At 43.6% G+C, this 25,236-nt stretch carries 15 protein-coding genes and 6 pseudogenes; 11 read left to right on the top strand and 10 right to left on the bottom strand.

The genetic code is table 11. The features are described from left to right. Window positions 1-192: 192 nt before the first annotated feature. Together C3Y93_RS01280 and C3Y93_RS01275 are read left to right on the top strand one after the other, a co-directional pair. Window positions 193-1,715: pseudogene (locus tag C3Y93_RS01280) on the top strand (cryptochrome/photolyase family protein). Between the two features lie 3 nt (window positions 1,716-1,718). Then, the gene (locus C3Y93_RS01275; protein WP_076755130.1) at window positions 1,719-1,871 is read left to right on the top strand and encodes a DUF2256 domain-containing protein; all 153 of its coding nucleotides are present in this window, start codon (window positions 1,719-1,721) and stop codon (window positions 1,869-1,871) included. On the opposite strand, the gene C3Y93_RS01270 is transcribed toward C3Y93_RS01275, so the two are convergent. Next, window positions 1,868-2,122, bottom strand: coding sequence for a TIGR03643 family protein (locus C3Y93_RS01270; RefSeq protein WP_104851840.1), 255 nt, complete (start codon window positions 2,120-2,122; stop codon window positions 1,868-1,870). The genes C3Y93_RS01275 and C3Y93_RS01270 overlap by 4 nt on opposite strands. A 591-nt stretch (window positions 2,123-2,713) precedes the next feature. On the opposite strand from C3Y93_RS01270, the gene betT reads away from it, so the two are divergent. From betT to tnpC, 4 genes are all read left to right on the top strand, one after another. Next, on the top strand, window positions 2,714-4,681 hold the full coding sequence (betT, locus tag C3Y93_RS01265; RefSeq protein WP_104851839.1) for a BCCT family transporter: 1,968 nt from the start codon (window positions 2,714-2,716) through the stop codon (window positions 4,679-4,681). 140 nt (window positions 4,682-4,821) lie between these two features. Further along, a complete protein-coding gene (locus C3Y93_RS01260) occupies window positions 4,822-5,205 on the top strand; it encodes a transposase (RefSeq protein ID WP_001055589.1) in 384 nt (127 codons plus the stop codon). After that, a complete protein-coding gene (gene tnpB, locus C3Y93_RS01255) occupies window positions 5,202-5,537 on the top strand; it encodes an IS66 family insertion sequence element accessory protein TnpB (protein ID WP_000618091.1) in 336 nt (111 codons plus the stop codon). Before C3Y93_RS01260 ends, tnpB begins: the two co-directional genes overlap by 4 nt. A gap of 74 nt (window positions 5,538-5,611) precedes the next feature. After that, complete coding sequence (tnpC, locus tag C3Y93_RS01250; protein WP_104851838.1) at window positions 5,612-7,258, top strand: IS66 family transposase; 1,647 nt, start codon at window positions 5,612-5,614, stop codon at window positions 7,256-7,258. Between the two features lie 189 nt (window positions 7,259-7,447). Here tnpC and C3Y93_RS01245 read toward each other — a convergent pair whose 3' ends face one another. From C3Y93_RS01245 to C3Y93_RS14535, 4 genes are all read right to left on the bottom strand, one after another. Then, window positions 7,448-8,629, bottom strand: a complete 1,182-nt coding sequence (locus tag C3Y93_RS01245) for an HlyD family type I secretion periplasmic adaptor subunit (RefSeq protein ID WP_104851837.1) — start codon at window positions 8,627-8,629, stop codon at window positions 7,448-7,450. Further along, the gene (locus C3Y93_RS01240; protein ID WP_104851836.1) at window positions 8,626-10,755 is read right to left on the bottom strand and encodes a type I secretion system permease/ATPase; all 2,130 of its coding nucleotides are present in this window, start codon (window positions 10,753-10,755) and stop codon (window positions 8,626-8,628) included. Before C3Y93_RS01240 ends, C3Y93_RS01245 begins: the two co-directional genes overlap by 4 nt. Beyond that, the gene (locus C3Y93_RS01235; protein ID WP_104851835.1) at window positions 10,752-12,266 is read right to left on the bottom strand and encodes a TolC family protein; all 1,515 of its coding nucleotides are present in this window, start codon (window positions 12,264-12,266) and stop codon (window positions 10,752-10,754) included. The genes C3Y93_RS01240 and C3Y93_RS01235 overlap by 4 nt, the downstream gene beginning before the upstream one ends. Before the next feature lie 261 nt (window positions 12,267-12,527). After that, the gene (locus C3Y93_RS14535; RefSeq protein WP_158660380.1) at window positions 12,528-17,000 is read right to left on the bottom strand and encodes a GA-like domain-containing protein; all 4,473 of its coding nucleotides are present in this window, start codon (window positions 16,998-17,000) and stop codon (window positions 12,528-12,530) included. A gap of 250 nt (window positions 17,001-17,250) precedes the next feature. Between C3Y93_RS14535 and C3Y93_RS01225 the strand changes: the two genes are divergently transcribed. From C3Y93_RS01225 to C3Y93_RS01215, 3 genes and pseudogenes are all read left to right on the top strand, one after another. After that, window positions 17,251-18,237: an IS110 family transposase gene (locus C3Y93_RS01225; RefSeq protein ID WP_004278529.1), complete on the top strand. Its 987-nt coding sequence runs from the start codon at window positions 17,251-17,253 to the stop codon at window positions 18,235-18,237. A 37-nt stretch (window positions 18,238-18,274) separates the two neighbouring features. Beyond that, window positions 18,275-18,775, top strand: a pseudogene (locus C3Y93_RS01220) (IS3 family transposase); the annotation flags it as partial. 40 nt (window positions 18,776-18,815) lie between these two features. After that, window positions 18,816-18,896: pseudogene (locus C3Y93_RS01215) on the top strand (4-carboxymuconolactone decarboxylase); the annotation flags it as partial. Window positions 18,897-18,995: 99 nt separating this feature from the next. Here the strand turns inward: C3Y93_RS01215 and C3Y93_RS01210 are convergent. From C3Y93_RS01210 to istA, 3 genes and pseudogenes are all read right to left on the bottom strand, one after another. Further along, window positions 18,996-21,150, bottom strand: a pseudogene (locus C3Y93_RS01210) (TonB-dependent receptor domain-containing protein). A gap of 138 nt (window positions 21,151-21,288) precedes the next feature. Beyond that, the gene (gene istB / locus C3Y93_RS01205; RefSeq protein ID WP_104851834.1) at window positions 21,289-22,062 is read right to left on the bottom strand and encodes an IS21-like element ISAba8 family helper ATPase IstB; all 774 of its coding nucleotides are present in this window, start codon (window positions 22,060-22,062) and stop codon (window positions 21,289-21,291) included. Then, window positions 22,062-23,080: pseudogene (istA, locus tag C3Y93_RS01200) on the bottom strand (IS21-like element ISAba8 family transposase). The gene istB and the pseudogene istA overlap by 1 nt, the downstream one beginning before the upstream one ends. 87 nt (window positions 23,081-23,167) lie before the next feature. On the opposite strand from istA, the pseudogene C3Y93_RS01195 reads away from it, so the two are divergent. Both C3Y93_RS01195 and C3Y93_RS01190 read left to right on the top strand, forming a co-directional pair. Then, a pseudogene (locus C3Y93_RS01195) lies at window positions 23,168-23,494 on the top strand (IS66 family transposase); the annotation flags it as partial. A 107-nt stretch (window positions 23,495-23,601) separates the two neighbouring features. Further along, window positions 23,602-23,784 (top strand): hypothetical protein, encoded by a 183-nt coding sequence (locus C3Y93_RS01190; RefSeq protein ID WP_104851833.1) that lies wholly within the window; start codon window positions 23,602-23,604, stop codon window positions 23,782-23,784. Window positions 23,785-23,826: 42 nt separating this feature from the next. Here the strand turns inward: C3Y93_RS01190 and C3Y93_RS01185 are convergent, their stop codons facing one another. Further along, entirely contained in the window at window positions 23,827-24,084 is a 258-nt protein-coding gene (locus C3Y93_RS01185; protein ID WP_228153774.1) for a hypothetical protein, read from the bottom strand. Window positions 24,085-24,422: 338 nt separating this feature from the next. Beyond that, window positions 24,423-24,722, bottom strand: coding sequence for a hypothetical protein (locus C3Y93_RS01180; protein ID WP_104851831.1), 300 nt, complete (start codon window positions 24,720-24,722; stop codon window positions 24,423-24,425). Between the last annotated feature and the right edge of the window lie 514 nt (window positions 24,723-25,236).

Raw genomic sequence — 25,236 nt, 5'->3', positions numbered from 1 at the left:
GCGAGTTTCATTAACTGGCTGTAGCATTATAGAGATGGACACTCTGTTATTGTAGCAATCATGATTCCTGTGCAATGTCAGCAAATCAGGTCGGGCTGAATTGACTGAACATGCGGACTGATCTGTATTTTCACAAAAAATTGAACTGTCTGGCTTTACACTAGACTATCTTTGATCGGGTCTGGAAAGGCTATGCGTTTCGGTTTAATTTTAGGTGACCAGCTTCATCATCAGCTCGCTACGCTTAAAGCGCTGGACCGTACCCGGGATGTGATCCTGATGGCCGAAGTGGTTGAGGAAGCGACTTATGTCGCCCATCATCCGCAGAAAATTGCTCTGATTTTTAGCGCGATGCGGCATTTTGCCAAAGAGCTCAAAGCGGAAGGCTGGCGTGTACGTTACCATGCTTTTCAGTTCGGCAGTCCGATTCGTAGCCTGCTGGATTTCGTACAGGCACAGCAACTGCTGTTCCCCGTCACAGAATTGGTAATGACCCGATGCGGGGAATACCGCCTGCAGCAGCAGATTGAACAGCACTGGAGCCAGCAGTTGCAACTGCCGGTACAGTGTCTGGATGACGATCGTTTTTTCTGTAGTCCAGAGCAGTTCCAGCATTGGGCCAATCACTACCAGACTCTGCGTATGGAATATTTTTACCGGGAAATGCGTAAACAGACTGGTTACTTGATGCAAGGACAGCAACCGCTTGGACAACAGTGGAACTATGACAGCGCCAATCGCAAGACATGGTCAGGCACTCCACCATTGCCTCCAACACTTCATTTTGAACGCGATCAGATTGATCTGGATGTACTTAAGCTGGTTGAGCGCGAGTTTCCACTTCACGCTGGCAGCCTTGACAACTTCCGCTGGGCCACCACACGTAGCAATGCTCTGCTTGCAATGGAGCATTTCATTACTCACAGTTTGCCGCATTTTGGAGACTATCAGGATGCCATGGCTCAGGGTGCAGACATGCTGTTTCACAGCCTGCTCTCGCCTTATCTAAATTGTGGTCTGTTACTGCCCAAAGAAGTTTGTGATGCGGCAGAAGCTGCCTACCATGAAGGTCATGCACCACTGAATGCAGTGGAAGGTTTTATCAGGCAGATCCTCGGCTGGCGCGAATATGTCCGCGGAGTTTACTGGCTGTACATGCCGGAGTATGCCAGCCGCAATGCGCTGCAGTACTCAACCCCTTTGCCACAATTTTACTGGACTGGCCGCACTCAGATGAAGTGCATGGCTGAGTGTTTCCGTAATACTTTTCAGCATGCGTATGCACATCATATTCAGCGTTTGATGGTGACTGGAAATTTTGCCTTATTAACTGGTATAGATCCGAAGCAGATCAGTGAGTGGTATCTGGCAGTATATGCCGACGCCTATGAATGGGTAGAACTACCGAACACCTTGGGCATGGTGATGCATGCCGATGGCGGCTTGATGGCCAGCAAACCCTATGGGCTTCGGGCAATTATATCCATAAGATGTCGGATTACTGCAAGCACTGTAGCTACAATGTCAAAACCCGTACCGAACCAGACAGCTGTCCTTTCAACAGCCTGTACTGGTATTTCATGATCCGGCATGAAGCGACATTCCGTACTCATCCACGTATGGGCATGATCTATCGACAGCTGGACAAGCTTAAAGATCGGCCGCAGATCATCAGCCATGCCCAGCAACTTCTTAGCCGGATTGATGAGTTATAAACCATGAAAAAACAGCATCTTCCTGAAAAAATCTGTATGCACTGTTTGCGTCCTTTTACTTGGCGCAAAAAATGGCAACGCTGCTGGGAGGAAGTCAGATACTGTTCTGAACGATGTAAACGTGAGTCCAGACAACGGTCAAAATCAAACGCTTAGAAACGCTTGTATTGCCGTGAACAATAGGCCCGTATCACGTCGGGGGAACGCAGTTGCAGATGTTTGGTTTTTCGGCCGGTGACGCGTTCACGCCACATTTTAAAACTCGATGCTTTCATATTTTGCCGCATCAAGCGGATCACCGCAGCTTCATTTAAACAATACTCACATAAAATAGCTTCAAAAGGAGTTCGATCTTCCCAAGCCATTTCTATAATTCTAGATAAGTCTTCTTCAGAAAATTGATTCATACTATTCTCGTTTTTAATCATCATGAAGCGTGAATAAGCTTTATTGACTTTAATTTGACTAAAAGAATAACAGTACAATCATGAATTTTTTGTGATTTTTTCTAGTTTACTATCGCTTTGTTGCATAAAGATTTTAAAGATAGAGCTTTCCTAAGTTGTTAAAATTTAAGGGCTTTGTTGCATAAATATTTCATAACTACATGATTTTAAAAGTTTTTATTATTTTTTTGATCCAAAATTAAATTTATTTAAATCAGATGCTTACATATTAATGCAACAAAGCCTCTGTGAGGCTAGTTGATCTTTCAGATTATGCTAAGGTATTAGCCTTATAAGCTATGAATAACCATCGATTTACTAGCCACACTTTTCCTAACTAAAAATTTACCGTATATAAAATACTGAAATGCATTTTTACACCCTGGGTTTTACTAAAAGGTAAATCCAATGATATAATTACAAATCAGTTGTTCTGCCGATAATTCTGTACCAAGCACACTCATCAGGGGATTGATTTCCTATCTTTTCACTCAATGTGAAATTTTTGCTTTTATCTACACGCACCAAACTACGACAAAATACGGGGGAATTATGCCTTCCAAAAAAGCATCTTGGTTTGATAACGTCAATCCAAATGTATTTTTTAGCACCGTGATTATTATTTCTGTTTTTTTAGCATTAGTGATATTTACACCAGATGCTTTTAACTTGCTCACCAATCAGTTAAACCAATGGATCACAGCCTCTTTTAGTTGGTTTTATGTACTTGCTGTCGCCATTTTTCTGATCGCGCTTACCTGTATCGCCTTGTCTAAAATGGGGCGTATTAAATTAGGTCCAGATCATAGCGAACCTGAATATAAAAATAGTTCTTGGTTTGCCATGTTATTTACCGCAGGAATGGGTATTGGCTTAATGTTCTTTGGTGTGGCCGAACCCGTTATGCACTATGTTAGCCCACCGACTGGAACACCCGAAACCATCCAATCTGCCCAACAGTCCATGCGTATTACTTTTTTCCACTGGGGATTGCATGCCTGGGCTATTTACGCTTTAGTGGGATTAAGTCTTGCTTATTTCTCTTTTAGACATAACTTACCTTTAAAGGTGCGTTCAGGCTTATATCCAATTATTGGCAAGCGAATTTATGGCCCTATTGGCGATGGAGTTGATACTTTTGCAACTATAGGCACAATATTCGGTATCGCAACCACTTTAGGTTTTGGTGTAACTCAAATTAGCTCTGGGCTAAATTATCTATTTGATTTTGAAAATAGTATTCAAACCCAAGTTATCTTAATTATCTTAGTCAGTGCACTCGCATCATTTTCAGTTTTTCTTGGTCTTGATAAGGGCATTAAACGACTTTCTGAACTAAATATCATTTTGGCCGTAATACTGCTCGCATTTGTATTTTTCGCCAGTTCGAGTATTTATATTTTACAAACCACCATTCAGAACATTGGTCAATACGTTTCCAATTTATTTGCAATGACCTTTAATCTGTATGCTTATCAGCCTACAGGCTGGATTGGTGGATGGACCATCATGTATTGGGCTTGGTGGATTTCATGGTCGCCATTCGTTGGTATGTTTATCGCTCGTGTCTCCCGTGGACGCACCATCCGTGAATTTATTGTAGGGGTATTACTCATTCCCACAGGTTTCACTTTGGTATGGATGGGTTTTATGGGTAATGCCGCGCTATTTAGTATTCTTTTTGAAAATCAGGGAGGTTTAGTTGCTGCTGTAGAAAAAGACTCTTCTGTTGCCTTATTTGAGTTTTTAAAGCACTTGCCATTTTCTGGGGCTTCTAGCTTACTTGCAACGGTTTTAGTTTTTCTATTCTTTGTGACTTCTGCAGATTCTGGGTCTTTAATCACCGATTATTTAACAGCAAAAACAGAACATTCTCCTGCGTGGCAACGACTGTTTTGGACAGCAACTATTGCTGTGCTCTCTATTATTTTATTGATTGCAGGTGGCTTAGAAGCTTTGCAGTCTGCAGTTATTATGAGTGCCCTACCGTTCACTTTTATTATGCTGCTATTGTGCATCGGACTCATCAAAGCCTTACGTTTAGATGTGACTAAGATGCAAGCTTTACAAAGTGCTCGAATCACACCACGCGCTATACATAATCCAAGAAGCTGGCAACAGCGTTTAAGTTTAATTATGCATTCGCCTCACAGTGAATCCGAAGTCAAAGCTTATATTAAACAGGATGTACGTCAAGCATTTCAGAATTTAAAGCGTGAATTTCAACGTCGCCAACTGGATGTATCTATTGTCGAAAGTGATCAAGGCTTACTATTCAAAGTCAATCATCATGATGAAATTAATTTTATTTACCAAGTAGCTGTAAGTAAAACTCTCGCTCCAAGCTTTATGCTTCAAGATCAAAATGAAGATACTCAGCAGTCTTATATTGCTGAAGTGTTTTTACGGGAAGGTGGTAAAAACTACAATGTGATGGAATGGACACAAGAAGACTTACTTCAAGACATTTTGGAACAATATGAGCGGCATTTATATTTCTTAAATGTGGTTCGCAACTAAGTATTGGAGACTGTAAATTAAATTGTGTAATTGCCTGAGTTTGCTATGCTTAAAGTAAGCATCCGGCTAACACAGCCTTACCAAGCGATCCTATAAGCCTTAATTTAGTTCCCACCTAAAAACAAGTGGGGACTTAATCCATGAACATGGATATATATTCAGCAACACCTCCTGTTGCTAAAAAACGCAGAACATACAGCAAAGAATTCAAACTCAGTATTGTCAATGCCTGTAAAAATCCTAATACCTCGATCGCTTCGGTCGCACTGCAACATAGTATTAATGCCAACCTTGTCAGTCGTTGGATCAGGATCTTCAGCCATCATGAGGGTGCCGTGCAGGATCCTACTCATGTGAATCCAGCATTTATTGCTTTGCCTTACACTGCTGCAATCAGCCAACCTATTGATGAGAGGATCACGTTGTGTATCACCGTGCCTCATACGAATAATGATATTCAGCTAAAATGGCAGACATCAGAAATACCTGCCTTGGCAGAATTACTCAAGGCACTTGCAACATGATCCGCATTGATGAAATCTGGTTGTCTACTCAGCCCATGGACATGCGTGCAGGTATGGATACGACCATGGCTCAGGTGGTGAGAGCCTTTGGCTACATCAAACCGCATTGTGCTTACCTGTTCTGTAATAAACGTGGCCATCGCATGAAAGTACTGGTACATGATGGACTGGGCATCTGGCTGTGTGCCCGGCGGCTGGAACAGGGCAAATTTCACTGGGCTCAAGTTCACCAAGGTGAAACCGTGGCCCTCAGCCCGGAACAGTTACAGGCACTGATCCAAGGTTTGCCCTGGCAGCGCATTGGACGACAGCAGGTGGTGACGATGCTTTAAACCAGGCTGTTCCATTCTGCTATTCTCCAAACGTTCTATTTCATTCTTCTCATGACCTCAGGCATACTGCGGTCATGAATACGCTGCCTGACTTAAGCCAACTGACCCATGAACAACTGCTGGAATTCACCAGACAGTTGGCGATGCAGCATCAGTCTCTAGCACAATCAAATCAAGAATTAGAAAAATCAAACCAGCAATTGGATGCCAAAGTTCAACATCTTGAAGTCACCAATCAGCAATTAGATTCTAAAGTTCAACATCTTTCTATTCTCAATCAAAAATACGAGCATGAACTCGCACTATTTAAACAGCACAAATTCGGCAGTAAAAACGAACATCTCACTGCAAAACAAATCCACCTGTGGGATGAAGCGGTTGAAGAAGATATTGCTGCGGTTGATCTAGAACTGGAACGGCTAAATGCAGATAAAACCGATGCAGCGACACAGAAAGCCAAAACCAATAAACCTAAACGTCGACCACTGCCAGATCATCTACACACCATCCGTATTGAGCATGAACCTGCATCAACCCAATGCGCTTGTGGCTGCCAACTCCGTCGTATCGGCGAAGATGTCAGTGAAAAACTGCATTTCAGACCGGCACAGTTCTATAAGGAACAGCATGTACGTGGCAAATGGGTCTGTGATCAGTGCGACACCCTGACTCAGCAAGCGATGCCCGCCTATGTGATTGATAAAGGCATTGCTTCACCTGAACTGCTCAGCCATGTGCTGGTATCGAAGTATGCCGATCATTTGCCGCTGTACCGTCAACGTCTGATCTATCAGCGGGCGGGAATCGAACTTTCTAGATCAACTTTATCTGACTGGATAGGTCGCTGCGGTGTGGAACTGGAACCTCTGGCCAATGCCTTAAAAGAGGTGGTACTACAACAGCAGGTGCTGCATGCAGATGAAACACCAGTCACCATCATGCGGATGGGTGAGAATGATAAAAAACCGAAGAAAGGTTATGTCTGGGCCTATGCCACTACACAGTACAATCCAGTTCAAGCCGTGATCTATGACTTTCAGGATAGTCGTTCAGGTCAGCATGCTGAAGCGTTCCTGAAAGACTGGCAGGGCCATCTGGTCTGTGATGATTACAGCGGTTATAAAGCACGCTTTAAATCAGGTCAGGTCATTGAGGTGGGCTGCATGGCGCATGCACGTCGTAAATTCCATGAACTGCATGTAACTGGGAAAAGTCAGGTCGCTGAACAGGCCTTAGTGCTGATTCAGAAACTGTATGCCATAGAAGCAGAACTCAGGAAAAAGACCGATGGTACAGCGGAAGACCGCCGCGAATACCGACAACAGCATAGTCAACCAGTGATGCAACAACTATATGAATGGCTCAACCAACATCATCTGACAGTGCCATCGAGTTCTCCTACCGCCAAGGCGATCAATTACACTCTGAAGCGTTGGCCAGCTTTAAGCCGCTATCTGGATGATGGCAATCTACCGATTTGCAATAACTGGGTGGAAAACCAGATGCGCCCCTGGGCGTTGGGACGTAAGAACTGGTTATTTGCAGGTTCGCTGCGCAGCGGTCAGCGAGCAGCCAATATTATGACATTAATCCAGTCAGCAAAGCTGAATGGGCTGGATCCCTATGCCTATTTAAGTGATGTGCTGAAAAGGTTGCCGACACATAAAGTGACTCAGATTGAAGAATTGCTACCACACCGCTGGAAACCTGAACCGAATTAAAAAATAGGCATGGGGTTCAGCGGACGCTTACATAAAAATGAGCGCCTGTGGCGCTCATTGTTCATTTCTATTACAGACTGTGCTTGCAGTTCAATGCAATTTCGAACACTCGGGTAAAAACTAAGCAAACCTCAAAGCTTAAACAAATAGCCAATAAGTATTACTAAAAACCTGATTTAAACCAAAATCTTAACGCTCTCTTAACGCCTCTTGCGCTTTATTAAACGGTTTAATCAGATAATCTAACACGCTTTTCTGACCCGTTTTAATATCCACTGTGGCCACCATACCTGGGGTAATACTAAACTGCTGCCCTGCTTTATTGTTCAGTTTATCGCTATTGGTTTGAATATAGACCCGATAATAAAACTGGTCTTGCTTGACCTCATCCCGAATGGTGTCGGGTGAAATCACCGTGACTTTACCTTTGAGTCCGCCATAAATGGAATAGTCATAGGCGGTGACTTTAACCAATGCTTCCTGACCTGGGTGAATAAAGGCAATATCTCGTGGTGAAATCCGCGCTTCGATCAGCAGTTTTTCATCCAGCGGTACCAAAGTCATCAGCTTGCCATTTTGTGCCACCACCCCACCTAAGGTCATGACATTAATTTCTTTGACAATCCCGCGTACAGGTGACTTAAAGACGGTACGGCTCAGGCTGTCCGACTTACCCTTCACAATTTGTCCTTGCGTTTCAATGTCGGTATTGGCTTTGGCCAATTCTTCACGGGCTTTGACCAAATATTGGTTACGGACATCGTTCATTTGATTCCGCAGTTCATTGGCTTGGCGTTTTAAGCGTAACACTTCCACTTCACTGGCTGCACCTTTGGCCACCAATGGTTCGGTCATGCCCAGCTCTTGCTGTACCAACATCAAAGCCTGCTGCAAACCCGCCAAAGACTCCTCTAAATTAAAACGACGAGATTGATACAATGCGGTTTCTTCACGTACCAATGCGGGATCTTTTAAGACTTCGGCAGGAAAATGCAGTGCTGTACCATTCACTTCGGCACGCAACCGTGCAGCCGTGGCTTGCGAGGCCAATAATAATGATGCCGACTCACCCACATTGGAGGCCAAACGGGTCGGATCAAGCTGTGCCAACACCTGCCCCTGTTGTACAATTTGTCCTTCTTGCACATTGAGCTTGGTTAAAATCCCGCCTTCAAGTGACTGAATAGTTTGTTCTTTAGAGGAAGGCACCACTTTTCCCGTGCCTGTGGACACTTCTTCAAGCTGGAATAACCACGCCCATGCCAACAACACAAACAAGCCTATGCCAATAATCCAAATAAATAAGCTAGCACTTGGCAAAGGTGGTTCAATGTGTGTCACTTTGTTCGGTTGCGAGGATTGCTGGCTCATGCTGTTGCCTCCGCCTGATTGGAAACTGACTGCTGCAAGATCTGTTGTTTACTGCCATCCATCACAATTTTTCCGTCTTGTAACACAATAATACGATCCACCAATTCCAGCACTGCACGACGGTGGGTGGCAATCACCAAGGTTTTTTGCCCCAGCCACGTGTGTAAATGATCAATCAATTGTTTTTCAGTGACATCATCCAAGGCTGCGGTCGGTTCATCGAGGAGCACAATATTCGGCTGACGTAATAACAGCCGTGACAAGAGTAAAGCCTGACGTTGTCCGCCCGAAAAACCTGCTCCACCTTCCAAGACCTGATGATCTAAACCTTCTTTTTTCGCCAACACAAAATCCAAAGCCCCTGTCATTTTCAAGACCGTTAAAATGTCTTGATCTGTGGCCAAAGGTGCGCCCAGTTTAAGATTTTCCCGCACCGTTCCAAAAAATAAATGGGCATTTTGATTGAGCAAGCCTATATCACGACGCACATCCGCAGGGTCAATTAAACCCAAATCCACCCCATCCAGTTTAATTTTGCCTTGTACAGGTTCTTGCATGCCTGCCAACAGTTGTAACAGGGTCGATTTCCCTGCGCCATTGCGACCTAAAATTGCAATTTTTTCCCCTGCACGAATCTCGAGTTTTTGAATTGCCAAAGTCGCTTGCGCATCATCTTCGGCATATTTAAATAGGGTTTGGCTGAGCTCATACTGACCGTGCAAAGCTGTACGATGAATCAGATGGGCATGTTCCGCCTGATCGACAGGTTTTTTCATCAATTCATCCAAACTGGTTTTGGCCACTTTGGCTTGTTGCAAACGTCCCAGCACCCCCGAAATTTGGGCAATCGGCCCCAGCATCCGAGAGGATAAAATCGAACAGGCCACCAAGGCTCCCGTAGTCATATCGCCTTTCATGACTGCAAAACAGCCCACCAAAACCACAATGGCAAAGGTTAGGCCTTGGACTTTTTGCGTCCATGCGCCAACCACGCCCACCAATTTGCGCTGACGCATCGAAATCTCTGCCGAGACTTCATTCATATGGTTCCATTGGTTTTGAAAGCGTGCTTCGGCACGTAATAATTTAATATCTTCAATGCCCTGTACCGCTTCGACCAAGGTGGCATTACGAATTGCCCCTTCGCGCATACCTTCAGCAGCCAATTTCGCCAACGGTTTTTGAATCAAAATCCCTGGTAAAATCATCAACGGCACCACAGCCAACATCACCCAAAATAAATCGCCGCCAATTAACCAAAAAATGCCCAAAAACAATAAGAAAAACGGTAAATCGGCCACCGCTGAAATGGTGGTCGAAGTCACCAATTCCCGTACGCCTTCCAGTTCTCGAATTTGGGAAATAAAGGTGCCTGTGGACTTGGGACGTTCTTTATTTTTAATGCGTAGCGCATGACCAAAGACCCGATCTGAAATTTTCAAATCGGCCCGTTTGCCAATAATATCCGACAAATAAATACGGGCGACACGGATGCTAAATTCAAAGATCGCCGCCAACAATACCCCACCTGCCAACACCCACAAGGTCGGAATCGATTGGGCTGGAATCACCCGATCATAGACGTTCATGGAAAATAAAACCGTCGCCAAAGCCAAAATATTGGCCATTAAAGAGGCAAACATGACATCGATATAGCGTTTCCAATCCCGCAGGACAATTGACCAAAACCAGCTCGACTCGTAGGGTTTGACATATTCATCAATCCGCACATCGGGGATCGATTTTTCAGGGCGTAAAATATAGACCTGTTGTATGCTGTGTTGCAGTTGTTGCAGCGTGAGCACTTGTGCCAAGCCTTGGTCACCGCTAAATTGTACGCTGGCATTGCCTGCGGCATCGAGTTTATCTAACACCCCGACCTGCCCATCGTGCATGGCAATGAGCACAGGTAAACGCCAAGGGTTTAAGATTTCGGGACTAAAGGCACTGGCTCTGACCTGTAGGCCAATTTGCCGCCCCATCAGAGTCACCAACTCATCGCTAGATGGGTTCGGGTTCCAGTCCAGTTGTAAACGTAAACGCTCTTCCGAAGCTTCAATGCGATAATGTTTGGCAATTGTTAAAACGGCTTGTAGCCAAGGCTGGTAGTGTATAGCGGTACTCATGGCTGAATCTCCACCCCTTGAATTTTAGTGTTATTGAGTTGGTAAAGATCACGGGAGCGCCCTGTGACATGAATATATTGAATTAAGCCTGCATAAATATCGTAACGGGCGGTTTCAATTTCTTGCGCTGCACTGTGAATTGCCTGCTCGGAATTTAACAAGTCCACCACGGTACGGGTGCCCAGTTTATATTGTTCTTGATACAGTTCTTTGGTACGGGCAGTGGTGTTTTTTCGCAATGCTAAAACCTCCATTTGCTTTTGTTTATTATCAATTTGCTCTCGAATCAAGCGAATTTGATCTAAAACATCTAAGTACACGCTTTGCACCTCGGCTTTGGCTGCCTGCTCGGCATACGCCGCTGAGCGTTGTTTGGCACGTAAAGCACCGCCTTGGAAAAAATTGCTGTTGGCTTCTAGCATGACTGAACTATACATGCCATCATCTTCATTATTATTGGGATTTTTTCCATTAAGTGCCTGATTTAAACTGCCTTTGACATAAATACTAGGGTAAACACTGCGTTTGGTTTCTTGGCTTTGGTATTGTGCCACTTGTACCGCAGCCTGTGCCGCCATCATTTTCGGAATTTGGCTAAAGCTGGGTTCTTCATATAACCCTGCATGACGAATCACAGTATCAGGCAGGCTCAGTTGTATATTGGATACGTCATAGCCCAACAGTGTTCTGAGCGTTTGTTGATATTGCTTGAGTTGACTTTCTTGGACGAGTAAATTGGACTGAGCTGCCTCTACATTGGACTGAGCTTGTACGGGGTCGGCCTGACTACTGATCCCTGCTTGGGCACGTAAATTGGCAATTTCGGCAATTCGAGCGATGCCTTGAATTTGCTGATGCGCAATTTTAACAATTTCCTGATAGCGGTTGATATTGACGATGGCATTGGCGGTTTGATAGGCAATATCATCAATACTCACGAGCACATTGGCCTGTTCTTGTAATAATTTGGCTTGTTCAATATTGACCGCACTTTTAATTTTGCCAAAGTCATACAGGACTTGGGTTGCCGATAGGCTGTAAAGTTGTCTACCCCGTTCACCTGTGGTTAAGTCAGCAGTGCTGATGCCCCCAGAAATTTGTGGATAATACTGTGCCTTGGCTGCATCGATATTGGCGGCTTGCCCTGCCAAAGTGGCCATACTGCGGGTGATTTCTGGACGACGTTGTAGCGCTTGTTGAATGGCGTCTTGTAAGCCTAGTTCGGCTACATATCCGACCGTTGCGGCATTTTTTGTGGGATGTCCAGTGGTTTGAGCCGTGCTGGTCACCACAGGCAACCGTTCTTGTAGCGACTGAATATCTAATGGAAATTGCTTAAACTGCTGCAAGTTGACTTGGTTTGCAGTTGCAGATTGCGGTGCGAATAGCTGCTGAATTCTATTTTTACTGGCATCAAAATAAGATGAGGAAGGCGCTGCATAAGCAGTGCTAAACGTGCTAGATATGGGTAAAAACAAGCACAACCATATCTTGGATTGGGTTAATTTCATGGTCTAAGTGTCGAATTTCTATTATGTTTACAAATCAAAAAAGGTATTGTACTGCTGTTGTTTATAGCAGCATTCCTGTCTATTTTAAAGCCATGTGTGCCACATCGATCATGATAAATTTACAATAAAAATCAACGATACAATTGATTCGCTAATGCCACATTTCAAGCTGCATTTAAAAACAAAGAAAAGCAGCATGCACCGCACACTGCTTTTTTAAGTGCTGGGCAGATCAAGCCGTAGCTCAATCTACCCCATAAATTAACCAATGATAATTTGATTGTTATCAAGTAGTTGTTGCAAGGTTAAACCTGCTTGGTTTTCAAGTACCAGCAAGTCGGTTTTGCCATAAGTCGGTAAGTCACCATCACGGTCAATTTTAAGTACGGCATTGCCATTTGCATCATTGCTAACGCTAATAAACTTCTCAACCTTTGCAGTATCACTTAAATCAGACGCCAGCAGTCCAGTAAAGAAATTCTGATCAAACTGGATTTTGTCTTGTGTTTCAAAATCCGTCCATGTGTCTTTACCATTGCCTGCGGTGGCATCGCCAGCAGTCAAGACATTGTAAATGAGGGTGTCGATACCTAAACCACCTGTCAAGATATCGTTGCCTGCACCACCATTCAGGATATCGTTACCTGCACCACCATCAAGGATGTCATCGCCTGCACCACCGTTCAGCGTGTCATTACCTAAGCCACCAAGTAGTGTGTCATCACCCTGTCCGCCGTGTAATTGGTCATCACCAGCACCACCAAGCAGATAGTCCTTGCCGTCGCCACCTTCGAGGTAGTCATCGCCTGCGCCGCCGACCAGATAGTCGTCACCACCTGAGCCGTAAATGGTATCGTCACCATCGCCACCGTTGAGGTAAGCACCTGCTGCCCAGTTAGCTTCATGCTCGGCACCTGCTTTGCTTGAAGTGCCACTGCCACTTAATTGCTCGTAGGTCATGGTTTGGCTGCTACCATCGCTGAAATAAACCGTGATGGTAGAGCCAGCCATCTGATCGGCATAGCTATTGTTAGGAGAGCGTGTCGTATCCGTATCTGCGACAAAACTAAACTCTTTACCCGATGTAAATTGCCCCGACTTAAAGTTAATGGTTAGAGTTTGTGGCTCACGGTTACCCAAAATACCACTATGCCCACCGATGCTGTAATTTTGCACCATACCACCAGTGAGGCTTGTGTGACTTGGTGAGTCACTACCCCCTATAATCGGTTTCTTTTCAAAGTAGTCTTGATGTTTTGTTTTGGTATTTCCGCTACCACCTGATGCATTAAAATGTACATCTGAATTAACAGAAGTATTCAAATCAATCACTACCTGGGTAATGCTCAAGCCGGGTTTGCTTCCCTCAAACTGTATCGTCCATGGATTATCTGGATGTTTTGATCCCGTTTCACCATCAACACCCACAGTGACTTTTCTTACATCCTCAGCGACTGTTGGAGCAGTGAGCGTATCGTTACTATCAGTGCCATGGGTAAACAGGTTATCGGTGTTTTTAATCGCTGGGTCTAAATCTGCGGTACTGGCGTCAAAGTCTAACACCGTCACAAGCAAATCTTTCACCACGGTTTTCTCATCCCCGTTACTTGCTTCCTTGGTGGTGGCTTCAATTTTCAAGTCAATGCTGAGTTTACCGTCTGGCAAGTCTGCCGCCGTTAGGTCTGGATTAGAGATAAATACTAATTGGTCTAAATCCCAAATAATATTGCCTGCGCTATCCATCAGATTTAACTCAGCACCGTCGGCATCAGCAACAAAGGTATTGGCGCCATCGGTAATGGTGCTACCCTCTGGAATGTTGGTGATCTTCAACACAGTCAGTGTTTCTGAACCATCATTATCAATCAGCGTAACATCAATACCTGAAAGCTTAATCGGGTTACCGATAATCCCTTCATCAACCACGCCCGCCGCAAAGTAACCGCCAAACTTCCCTTGGTGATCGCCGCTGCCACTTTCAACAAAAGTACCAACTTCAGCGCCAAGTGTAATCAGCTCTTCGGCACTGCCATAAAGATGATAGTTATCGGAAGTTAGCTCTTTAGAGGTTGCTGTATCCCAACTAGCATTCTCGGCTTTTTCTAGCACTGTAATACTATAGTCACCCTCACTATCTAAGTTAGCAAAGTAGGCCTCGATGGTGTAATAGCCCGTGGCTGGTGGGATAAAGCTCTGAGTATTAGAAGCGCCACCTGAAAGTGTTTGCTTACTTGGGTCTGGATGGTAGGTTCCCCATGTATTACCCACTGTGCTCACCAGCACACTGCCACCAATTTCAACATACATAGAATCGTCAACTCGGCCCGTGAAGCTGTATTCACGACCTTCTTCTAAGTAGATTAAGCCTGTATAAGACACCGCATTGGCGTTATTGCCGCTTTTATTTCCAAACTCACCCGTAAAGGTATCGGCTCGACCTGTCTTAGTGGGCTGCGTCCCTTCAAGAATCTGCTCAAGCCCACCAGATGCAAAGCTTCCTTTTTGGCCACTTGGAATCGTGACGTTGTCATACTGTTTAAAGATCAAGCCCGTTGACGGCGGCACGATGGGCAGATCAACCTCGCCAACTTCGCCACCTGTAGTGCCGCTGTTGTCAAAGATATTGGCTTTTAGATCAATCATTACGCCATCAGCCACGGCTTCGATATGAACTGCCGCAGAAGCATCTGCCTCATGTGTACCACCGTCGGTCACTTTGAACGTAATTTCAAGCGTACCCACTGCGCTATCGTGCGCAAAATGTTCGGTAGGTGTAAATGTCCAAGTGCCATCGCCGTTATCGGTAATTGAGCCAAACTCTGGCGCAACAGCAACATCTTTAACCGATAATGACTCATGAGCACCAATACCGCTCAACAGATCCGCCTCGGTCAAAATAATCGCTGCATCTTCAGCAAAACTTCCAAGATCATACGCATCGTCATAACTCTCGCTCACGCTTGGAACGGTGATGTTCTCAAGTGCTTCTAAACGTTCTTGGAAGCCATCTTTGGCATCACTGGCTGGTAAGACATTCACTGCGTTGTGTGCAGCACCTAAGGCATCTTCTGCCGCTTGGTATTTCGCTTGTAAGTCAGCCACTTCTGCTGGCGTGATGAAGGCGTCGTTGTTCGCCGCTGTCAACGCAACTTGGGCCGCTTGAACCGCTGCTTCCGCTGCACTTACCGCCGCTTCGGCGTCAGCAAACAGACCTTCGTTAACCGCAGGTACTTCAATCGCATTTAAGCGAGCTTGCTCGGTGCCTGCTTCAGTAACGAGTGCACCTTTCGCGCTGCCTTCTGGCAAGGCATTGATCGCATCTTTTGCGTCATTCAATTTGCCTTGAGCGTTGGTGATAGCGTCATTAAGTGCATCGATTTCAGACTGTTCAACTTTACCGTCAGCGATGGCATCGGCCAGTGCTTGTTCAGCGGCATTAACCGCTGCTTTTGCATCGGCTAACAAGTTAGCAGCAGCGTCAAAGTCGTCTGCGTCAACCGCAGGTACTTCAATCGCATTTAAGCGAGCTTGCTCGGTGCCTGCTTCAGTAACGAGTGCACCTTTCGCGCTGCCTTCTGGCAAGGCATTGATCGCATCTTTTGCGTCATTCAATTTGCCTTGAGCGTTGGTGATAGCGTCATTAAGTGCATCGATTTCAGACTGTTCAACTTTACCGTCAGCGATGGCATCGGCCAGTGCTTGTTCAGCGGCATTAACCGCTGCTTTTGCATCGGCTAACAAGTTAGCAGCAGCGTCAAAGTCGTCTGCGTCAACCGCAGGTACTTCAATCGCATTTAAGCGAGCTTGCTCGGTGCCTGCTTCAGTAACGAGTGCACCTTTCGCGCTGCCTTCTGGCAAGGCATTGATCGCATCTTTTGCGTCATTCAATTTGCCTTGAGCGTTGGTGATAGCGTCATTAAGTGCATCGATTTCAGACTGTTCAACTTTACCGTCAGCGATGGCATCGGCCAGTGCTTGTTCAGCGGCATTAACCGCTGCTTTTGCATCGGCTAACAAGTTAGCAGCAGCGTCAAAGTCGTCTGCGTCAACCGCAGGTACTTCAATCGCATTTAAGCGAGCTTGCTCGGTGCCTGCTTCAGTAACGAGTGCACCTTTCGCGCTGCCTTCTGGCAAGGCATTGATCGCATCTTTTGCGTCATTCAATTTGCCTTGAGCGTTGGTGATAGCGTCATTAAGTGCATCGATTTCAGACTGTTCAACTTTACCGTCAGCGATGGCATCGGCCAGTGCTTGTTCAGCGGCATTAACCGCTGCTTTTGCATCGGCTAACAAGTTAGCAGCAGCGTCAAAGTCGTCTGCGTCAACCGCAGGTACTTCAATCGCATTTAAGCGAGCTTGCTCGGTGCCTGCTTCAGTAACGAGTGCACCTTTCGCGCTGCCTTCTGGCAAGGCATTGATCGCATCTTTTGCGTCATTCAATTTGCCTTGAGCGTTGGTGATAGCGTCATTAAGTGCATCGATTTCAGATTGTTCTACTTTGCCGTCAGCAATCGCGTCTTCTAAGGCTTGTTCAGCCGCATCGATCGCATCCTTAGCAGCGTTTAATGCATCAACCGCATCGGTGTAATCGTCACTGGCTGGCGGCACTTCAAACTCAAGCATATCTAGACGACCTTGTAATCCATTTTTGGCGTCGCCTGTCGGAAGTCCATTAACTTTGCCCTGAGCCGCTGCTTTCGCTGCTTCTGCAACTAGCAGCGCACCTTCTAACAAGGTAACTTCTTCTGGGGTAATAGTGCTGTCTTGTATCTTGATTGATATAGTGATTAGCTACCACTATACGCAAATTGTAGAGTTTGGAGTGCTGCTAAAATCTTAAATTTGAACCTGAGATAAAACCTACAATTTGCCCTTATCCCTCATACAACTCTGAACGGTAACTAAGCACTTTGATGCTGTATTCACAAGGTAAGATGATGGTTAATGGGATAAAAATCATAGCTTAAACTCAAGGAATATCACCATGATTATGCTAGGTATTGATGTCAGTAAAACCAAAATAGATTGTTGCATTTTCCCTCAAGGTTTGACTGGAAAAAGAAAAAATAAAATATTTACTAATACAGAAAGTGGCTTTGGCAGTCTGCTCAAATGGCTCATCACTCTTAAAATTGAACCTGATCAAGTGACAGCAATCATGGAAGCGACTTCGGTTTATCATGAGAATTTGGGATATTATCTATATGATGCAGGTGTAAAGGTTTGTGTGGCTAATCCTTCACGAGTAAGAGCCTTTGCCAAAGGCATGTCCATGCTAAATAAAACGGATAAAGCTGATAGTGAAGCTCTTTCACGTTATGGTTACACCGCAAAGTTAATCATATGGCAGCCTGAACCTGAAAATGTCAGATTATTAAAAGCTTTACTAGGCAGACGAGATGTCTATCTAGGTAGTCTATTGCAGGAAAAGAATCGACTTGAAAAGGCGCAGTCCACTCATACCTCCGTTGTTGTGATTAAATTACTTGAAGAGAATATTGAGTATTTAAATCAGCAACTTGAACATATTGATAAGTTAATAAATAATCACATAGATCAAGATCCAACATTGAAACAGGATTTGAAATTACTGCAAACTATTCCTTCAATCGGTGAACGATCAGGCTTATTACTGTTGGGGTTATTTCATTCGCACAAGTTTGAAAAAGCAAGTCAAGCTGCTGCATATGTAGGTTTGGTTCCAGTACATCAGTTGTCTGGCAGTTCAGTCAACAAGCAAAGTCACTTATCAAAAGCAGGTGACAGTAAAATACGCTCAGTATTGTATATGTCAGCATTAACAGCGATTAAATATAATCCACACATTGAAGCTTTATATCAACGATTATTAAGCCAGGGTAAAAATAAAATGTGTGCTTTAGGTGCTGCAATGCGCAAGCTTATACATCTGTGTTATGGCGTTTTAAAACATCAGACTGCCTATCAAAGAGATTATTTATTGGTCGAATAATATCAAAACCTGATTGACTACCAAGACGGTATCTCAGGTCGCTGATTTTACGTATATTCAAACCAATTATGGCTGGGTCTACGCCGCCTTTATTATTGATGTGTTCTCGCGAGCAATTGTTGGATGGAAAGTATCAACACGTATGAATACAGATATGGTGCTCGATGCACTGGAGCAAGCATTGCATGATCGAGGCATGCCAAAGAACGTGATTCATCATAGTGACAGAGGCGTGCAATATCTTTCCATTCGTTATACCAATCGTTTAGAAGCAGCAAATTTACGAGCATCAGTCGGTACGACCGGTGATTCATACGATAATGCTTTGGCTGAAACGGTGAATGGCTTATACAAAACAGAGGTGATTGAATATTTAAAAGCGGATTGGCAAGGTTTAGCGGATGTACAACTTGCGACACTAAACTGGGTAGATTGGTTCAATAAAAAGCGTGTACACAGTGCACTGGGTTATGTATCGCCTTTTGAGTTTGAAGCAATGTACTATGATAAGATTAACCCGTTAGGTCAGGTGGCCTAACTTAAATAAAAAAGTCTCCGACAAACCCAGTACGGTTCAACCTTATTGCGGTGCACCTGCGACTCAAGAGGCGTTCCGTGCTGCGCTGGAAGTGATTCAGGAATATCAAAGCAATTCATAAATAGATTATGCGCCTATACAAAAGCGTTTTTTTCAGTTGTATGGCGCGATTCATCTGGTTTGGCTATGTAGCACTATTTGCCTAGTCAAACCATTCCCATTAAAAGGCTTTGGTCACACTCATGCCAACGCTAAAGTTTCGACCATCGGCAGGTTCAAAGAAGCGACTATTGCCGTCATTCACAACCACTGAGCCAACATAGTTACGGTCAAACAGGTTATCGACTCGAGCATAGCTGTTTACTTTCCAGTCACGGTTTACCCATAAATAGCCGACATTTGCAGCCACAACGGTATAACTTGGTGCAGTATCTGAGTTGATATCATCGACATAAATTTTATCCATATAGCGTGCTTCTAAGCCTGCTTGGAAGCCCTGTTTAGGTTGCCATGCAATACGGGTAAATGCTTGATTTTTAGCAATTCCGGGAATCTTATTTCCTTTATCAATTGCTTTTGCATATGGAGTATTTGGGTTATTTGGATTCGCTATTTCTGCTGTATAACTATCAAATTCTGCATCGATATAACTAAAGCTCGATTGAATGTTGAGTTCTTTCCAAATCGTTTGTTGCCATGAAAGCTCTAAACCTTGTCGTGTGGTTTGATCTGCATTACGAAAAGTCGCACGACCATCACGTGTTCCCGCTGTCACTATATCGTTTTTTGTATCTGTCTGGAAAACAGCTAAAGTGAAGAGCCCGAATGGATTCTGCGACTTTAAACCTAGCTCGTAATTATCACTACTCGCAGGTTTTAACGCAAAATTCATACCCGATTTAGAAGGATCAGTGTTATAAGCCATTTCAGTAAAGGTTGGCGTTTCAAAGCCTTTACCATAACTCGCATAGGCATAAAGTTCAGGTAAAATTTCCCAACCTAAAGCCACAGAAGGCAATAATTTCTGATAATCCGTTGAACCACTGTCATCACCATTACCAGCTACAATGTAATGATCATCTGACTCATAATGCACATTGCTATAGCGTAAGCCTGTATCAAGATGCCACGTGGGTAAGAACTGCCATGAGGCTTGTACATATGGATCTAAATTCCACAGGGTATTATTTTCATTACGGCGTAAATTACCTTTAACACCATAAGATTCTTTACCATTTACCATTTACCATTACAAAATTATTATAGCCTTGACGGTCTTCATCCATATTGTCTAAAGCAATACCAGCACTAAATGTAGTATTCGGTAATAATTCTTTACCTGTCCAACGGAAATCAGCACCATAATAATTACGCTCGAAATCAATCACAGCACCAGCATGAGTAGGTAGCTTCTGGGAGGTAGCTCCATTAGGAATTGCCTGATATTGAGTGACTTGGCGGTTGCCTAAATATGCCATGGCATAGAGTTCATTTTTATCATTAATCGGTTTAAACCAAGTCACACCTGTTTGAGTTTGTTCAATATCTTTGCGCGCGTTAAACCCCATATTTTTTACATAAGGAGCAATTTGTTTTGGGTTTGCTTGCCAATCCTTACGCTCTAACCCCATTGGGTCATCTGCATGGATTTTGACATAGTTGGTGACCCAGTTGATTTTACTGCCATCCTCTAAGTTCCATGTTAGTTTGGCATTATTTAATACTTTTTGTGCTGCGCTATGGTCTCGAAAACCATCGGTATCAAAATAAGAGGAACTAATCACATAAGCGGGTTGATTGGTCTGTTCAGAACCCCCTTGTAATTGGATATTGGTTTGTTGCTTATGGTGGCTGCCTGCATTTAGCCCCACTTGGATTGAGTCTTTCACTTGCCCTTCTTTGGTCTCAGCCAAAATGGTTCCCCCTGATGAGTTACCATATAAAGATGAAAATGGCCCTGTCAGTACTTCGATGTGATCTAAACTATTGAGGTCAATATTGGAGCTTTGCCCTTGACCATCAGGCATGGTCGCAGGAATACCATCGACATACATCCGAATGCCACGTACTCCAAAAGTTGAACGAGCGCCAAAGCCACGCATCGAAATCTGTAAGTCTTGCGCATAGTTTTCACGGTTATTAATTTGTAAGCCTGCAACCCCTTGTAAAATTTCCGATAGGTTAACATTGGCATTGTTTTGTACTGTAGCCGCTTGGACTTTTTGAATAGATGCAGAAGTCGATAACAACTCGCTATCGGTATGTACCGATTGGACAGTGATGACGGGAAGTTGATATTCTGTGGTTTCTGCATAAGCATGCATAGACTGTAAAATAACCGCAGTCAATAAGGCTTGTTTAAAAGGTGCAGGCATCAAATAAGTTAATCGCACAATATTTCCTTGCTTGTTATTACCATAAAAATGGGAAGCCTATGCTTGTCAACGGCATTCTAAAATTGACCCCTTTCACCTTACAAATGGCAAAGTAAAATTGACCCCTTTGATCTCGTATTAAATTTCAACCTGGGGCTGAATCCCAATTCTTTTTTTATCCTTCAAACGATAACTCTCACCCGATATTTGTACCACATGACAGTGATGCAATAACCGATCTAACATCGCAGCGGTCAACGTGACATCATCTGCAAAGGATTTGGACCACTGGCTAAAGGGTAAGTTACTCGTCAATATCGTACTGCCTTTTTCATAACGCTTGGCAATCACGTTAAAGAACAGATTCGCTTCTTCACGTCCAAACGGTAAATAACCAATTTCATCGATAATCAGTAACTTTGGTCCCAGTACCGCACGTTGCATATAGGTTTTCAGTTTACCTTGCTGATAGGCTGTACTCAGTTGCAGCATGAGATCGGCGGCGGTAATGAACTTGATCTTAATGTTGTTCATGATGGCCTTATAGCCTAATGCCATAGATAAGTGCGTTTTTCCTACTCCGCTAGCCCCGAGAAACACCACATTTTCTGCTCTAGCAATAAAGCTCAGATTGAACAGTTCAATCACCTGTGATTTAGGGGCCCCTAGGGCATAATTAAAATCATAGTCTTCCAGGGTTTTGACTTGAGGCAGGCCTGAGAGTTTCATCAGTACCTGCTGACTGCGCTGTTGCCTGGCAGCATATTCATGCGTCAAGATCGCTTCAACAAAGTCGGCATAACTTCCATCTTGACCTAATGTTTGTTGTGCATGATGTGACCATTGTGATGCGATGGCAGGCAGATTGAGCTTTTGGCAAAGCTGCTCTATACGGTCGTATTGCAGATTCATCAGGAAACTCCCAGCAACTGGTCATATACCGATAAGGGATGCTGCAAACTCTCGTAGGGCATGACATGCTGTGCTGCTGCAACAGGTACAGTGCTAGAACCTGTATCTGATTGCGGTAATGGCGTAAATTTTTGCTGCTCCTGTTGCAGTCGAACAGCCGGTTTTTCTTGCGTGGTGGCATGAATCCGCTGATTGGCGGTTTCATGCAGCCACCGGCCAATGTGGGCATTGGCGACATCAACATCTAACAGTAAACCCGAAGTCTTCAGGCTTGCTTTCAATGGCACAATAAAGCTTGATTTGAGGTATCCATTAAAGCGTTCAACTTTGCCTTTGGTCTGTGCACGGTAGGGCTTACATACGCGAGGACGAAAGCTGTATTTCTTGGCGCAGTCGAGCAGTTTGGGATTCCATTTATGCTGCCCCTCCTGATAGGCATCCCGTTCAATCATGATCGTTTTAGCGTTATCAAACAGGATTTCTTGAGGTACTCCTACAAAAAACTGAAATGCATTTTCTAGACCATCGATCCATGCATCCGTACGTTCATGATCATAAAATTTCACGAAAGTCGCTCTGGAATACCCTAATGTTGCGACAAAGGCTTTTAAAGTCGTGTTGTTGCGTCGAATTGTCGTGAAATCCACCTGCATTTGTTGGCCAGGTTGGGTTTCAAAACGAATGATCGGTTCTGGTTTAGCAACTGGTTTTAATGTTGCAAGATATTCCCTCAAGATCCTGATCTTTCCTGGATATCCCAACCTTAAAATTTCCTGGTAGAGCACAACAGCAGGAATCCATTCAGGATGAGCTGCGTTTACACGTTGGAGTAAATAGGGTTTGTATGGGTCAAGGATACTTATTCTAGGCTGTATACGCTGATACTGAGGTGTGGTGTTTTGCCGTAAATATTACGTACGGTATTTCGGGACACCCCCAGTTCACGACTAATGGCTTTAATAGATTTACCTTGTTGATGAAGTATTTGGATTGTCACTGCTTGCTCCAAAGTTAACATGTTGAGCAGTCCAAAATGACCGCTATATTAACCAAGGGGGTCAGTTTTTAAATGCCATTAGGGGGTCATTTTTACACTGCCGCTAACACTCCCACCGCCAAGGCCATCAATTACACTCTGAAGCGTTGGCCAGCTTTAAGCCGCTATCTGGATGATGGCAATCTACCTATTTGCAACAATTGGGTCGAGAATCAGATGCGTCCCTGGGCGTTGGGGCGCAAGAACTGGCTGTTTGCAGGTTCGCTGCGCAGTGGTCAGCGAGCGGCAAACATCATGACGTTAATCCAGTCAGCAAAGCTGAATGGCTTGGATCCGTATGCCTATTTAAGTGATGTGCTGAAAAGGTTACCGACACACAAAGTGACCCAAATTGAAGAATTGCTGCCGCACTGTTGGAAACCTAAATCGAATTAAAAAATAGGTATGGGATTCAGCGGACGCTTACATTTAAACCAACTCTAATATCATACATCCTATAGTATTGTTGATTTAGCTTCTACACCATGAACTAGGAGAAACTCATGTCGAATCCTTTAGACCCAGAAAATGATTGGAAAAATAAAATTGCAGATCAAATACTTGACGATTTAATCGAGATTGCCAAGCTTGAAGGTATGACTATTAAAAAAATGAAAGCAGATCAAAATGGTATTTTCTATGTGGAAGAGGAAATATCAATTGACGACTTACTCAAGCAATTTTGAACTCTGCTCATTGAAACGATATAAAGCGCTTGAATTTTATATTTAAAAGCTTAACCAAATTGTATCACCTGTAGATGCGTACATAGCTTCAGCAGTTTCTTTCAACACATCACTCTCATCCGTTTCCATTGATAGTTCATCACATGCAGGATACCTACTATCACTTGTGGAAGAAAAGCTGGATTGAACAATAGACCCATCTTGCATAAATCTAGTTCTATCTTGCCTTAAAAGCTGTACACCACGGTAGCTAGCACGCATTTGATTTAATGCTTGAAGACGTCTTTCATTTGTAGTCATTATTACCTTTCTCGACATTAATTTTTTCCTTGATTTTTATCTGAAATTAAGATTAATAATTTATGACATAAATTAAAATTGAGTAATGATCCCACAATACTTCATTAAAATCACCGCGATCAAATAAAAATAAAACAATGTCTTAAAAATCAATCCTCTAAAAACTCCATGACATCTTTACCAGTTCTGACGATTTTCATAGGAGGTTGATTAGTTGCGTTTAGTATAGACCTGAGATCGTCACACTTTATTATTTCATCTTACTAATTTTTGCTGCGGATTTAGCGAATATTTTCGCATTATCTTTATAAACAATCCAATCTACTATAATATCTATCTCACTTTACAAATTTTTCAAGATCTTGCTCTTCAGCACTCTGGTACGAAGACGAACTATTAATTAAAGAATGCCCTCTTCTGAGTGCCAATTCTTTATTAATTTCTTGCTCAGCTATACTGGTCTCACCGTGATTTTTTATGTATTCAGCTCGTTTTTGTATAAATGCTCGCTCACGCTCTCGAACGTTGGAATTCACCGCTGTATTTTCTACTGGGCGAGTAGCTACATAATTATAGCTAATCACTCCGCAAAGTACGATTAAAAAGAAACTGAGTTGCTTCTTTACACTTCTACTCACAAATAATCCTTTAATATTCAGTCAATACTGAAGTTATCATATGCTCATGAGGATGAATTTAAAAACTATAGCGTATGACACTACAAAAGTTCATTACTCAGCTCTAAGGTTAAAATCTTTAAATTCATCAGCATTGCTAGCAAATTCAGCAAAAAAGTTATTCCATCCAAATACTGAATCTCCTGCTTGTATGTTAAGAGAAAATTCTACTTTTAGATCCTTTTATTTTTAGGGGGTATTACTGGGTATCTTTGATTTGTTTGATGTTATCTAAAGCCGTTCTTTTCATAGCAGAATCTCTTGTATCCGAGTAATGCAGAAAGAGTATCGGATACAAGATTGGATACACAAGAGGGCCAAATAAAGCTGTGCATAGCCAAACATAGTTGTGCAAAAAGCAGAAATAAAAAACCCATGAATCATTATAATTCATGGGTTTATATATTAAATCATTACAAAACTGTGCATATGATTACAAAAAACTGGTGGGCCCAGACAGACGAGAACTATCACC

This window comes from Acinetobacter sp. SWBY1 (assembly GCF_002946595.1).
In the GTDB taxonomy this organism is placed as follows: domain Bacteria; phylum Pseudomonadota; class Gammaproteobacteria; order Pseudomonadales; family Moraxellaceae; genus Acinetobacter; species Acinetobacter towneri.
The sequence above is the reverse complement of the archived record's forward strand: the minus strand, read 5'-3'. Positions and strand labels throughout refer to the sequence as shown.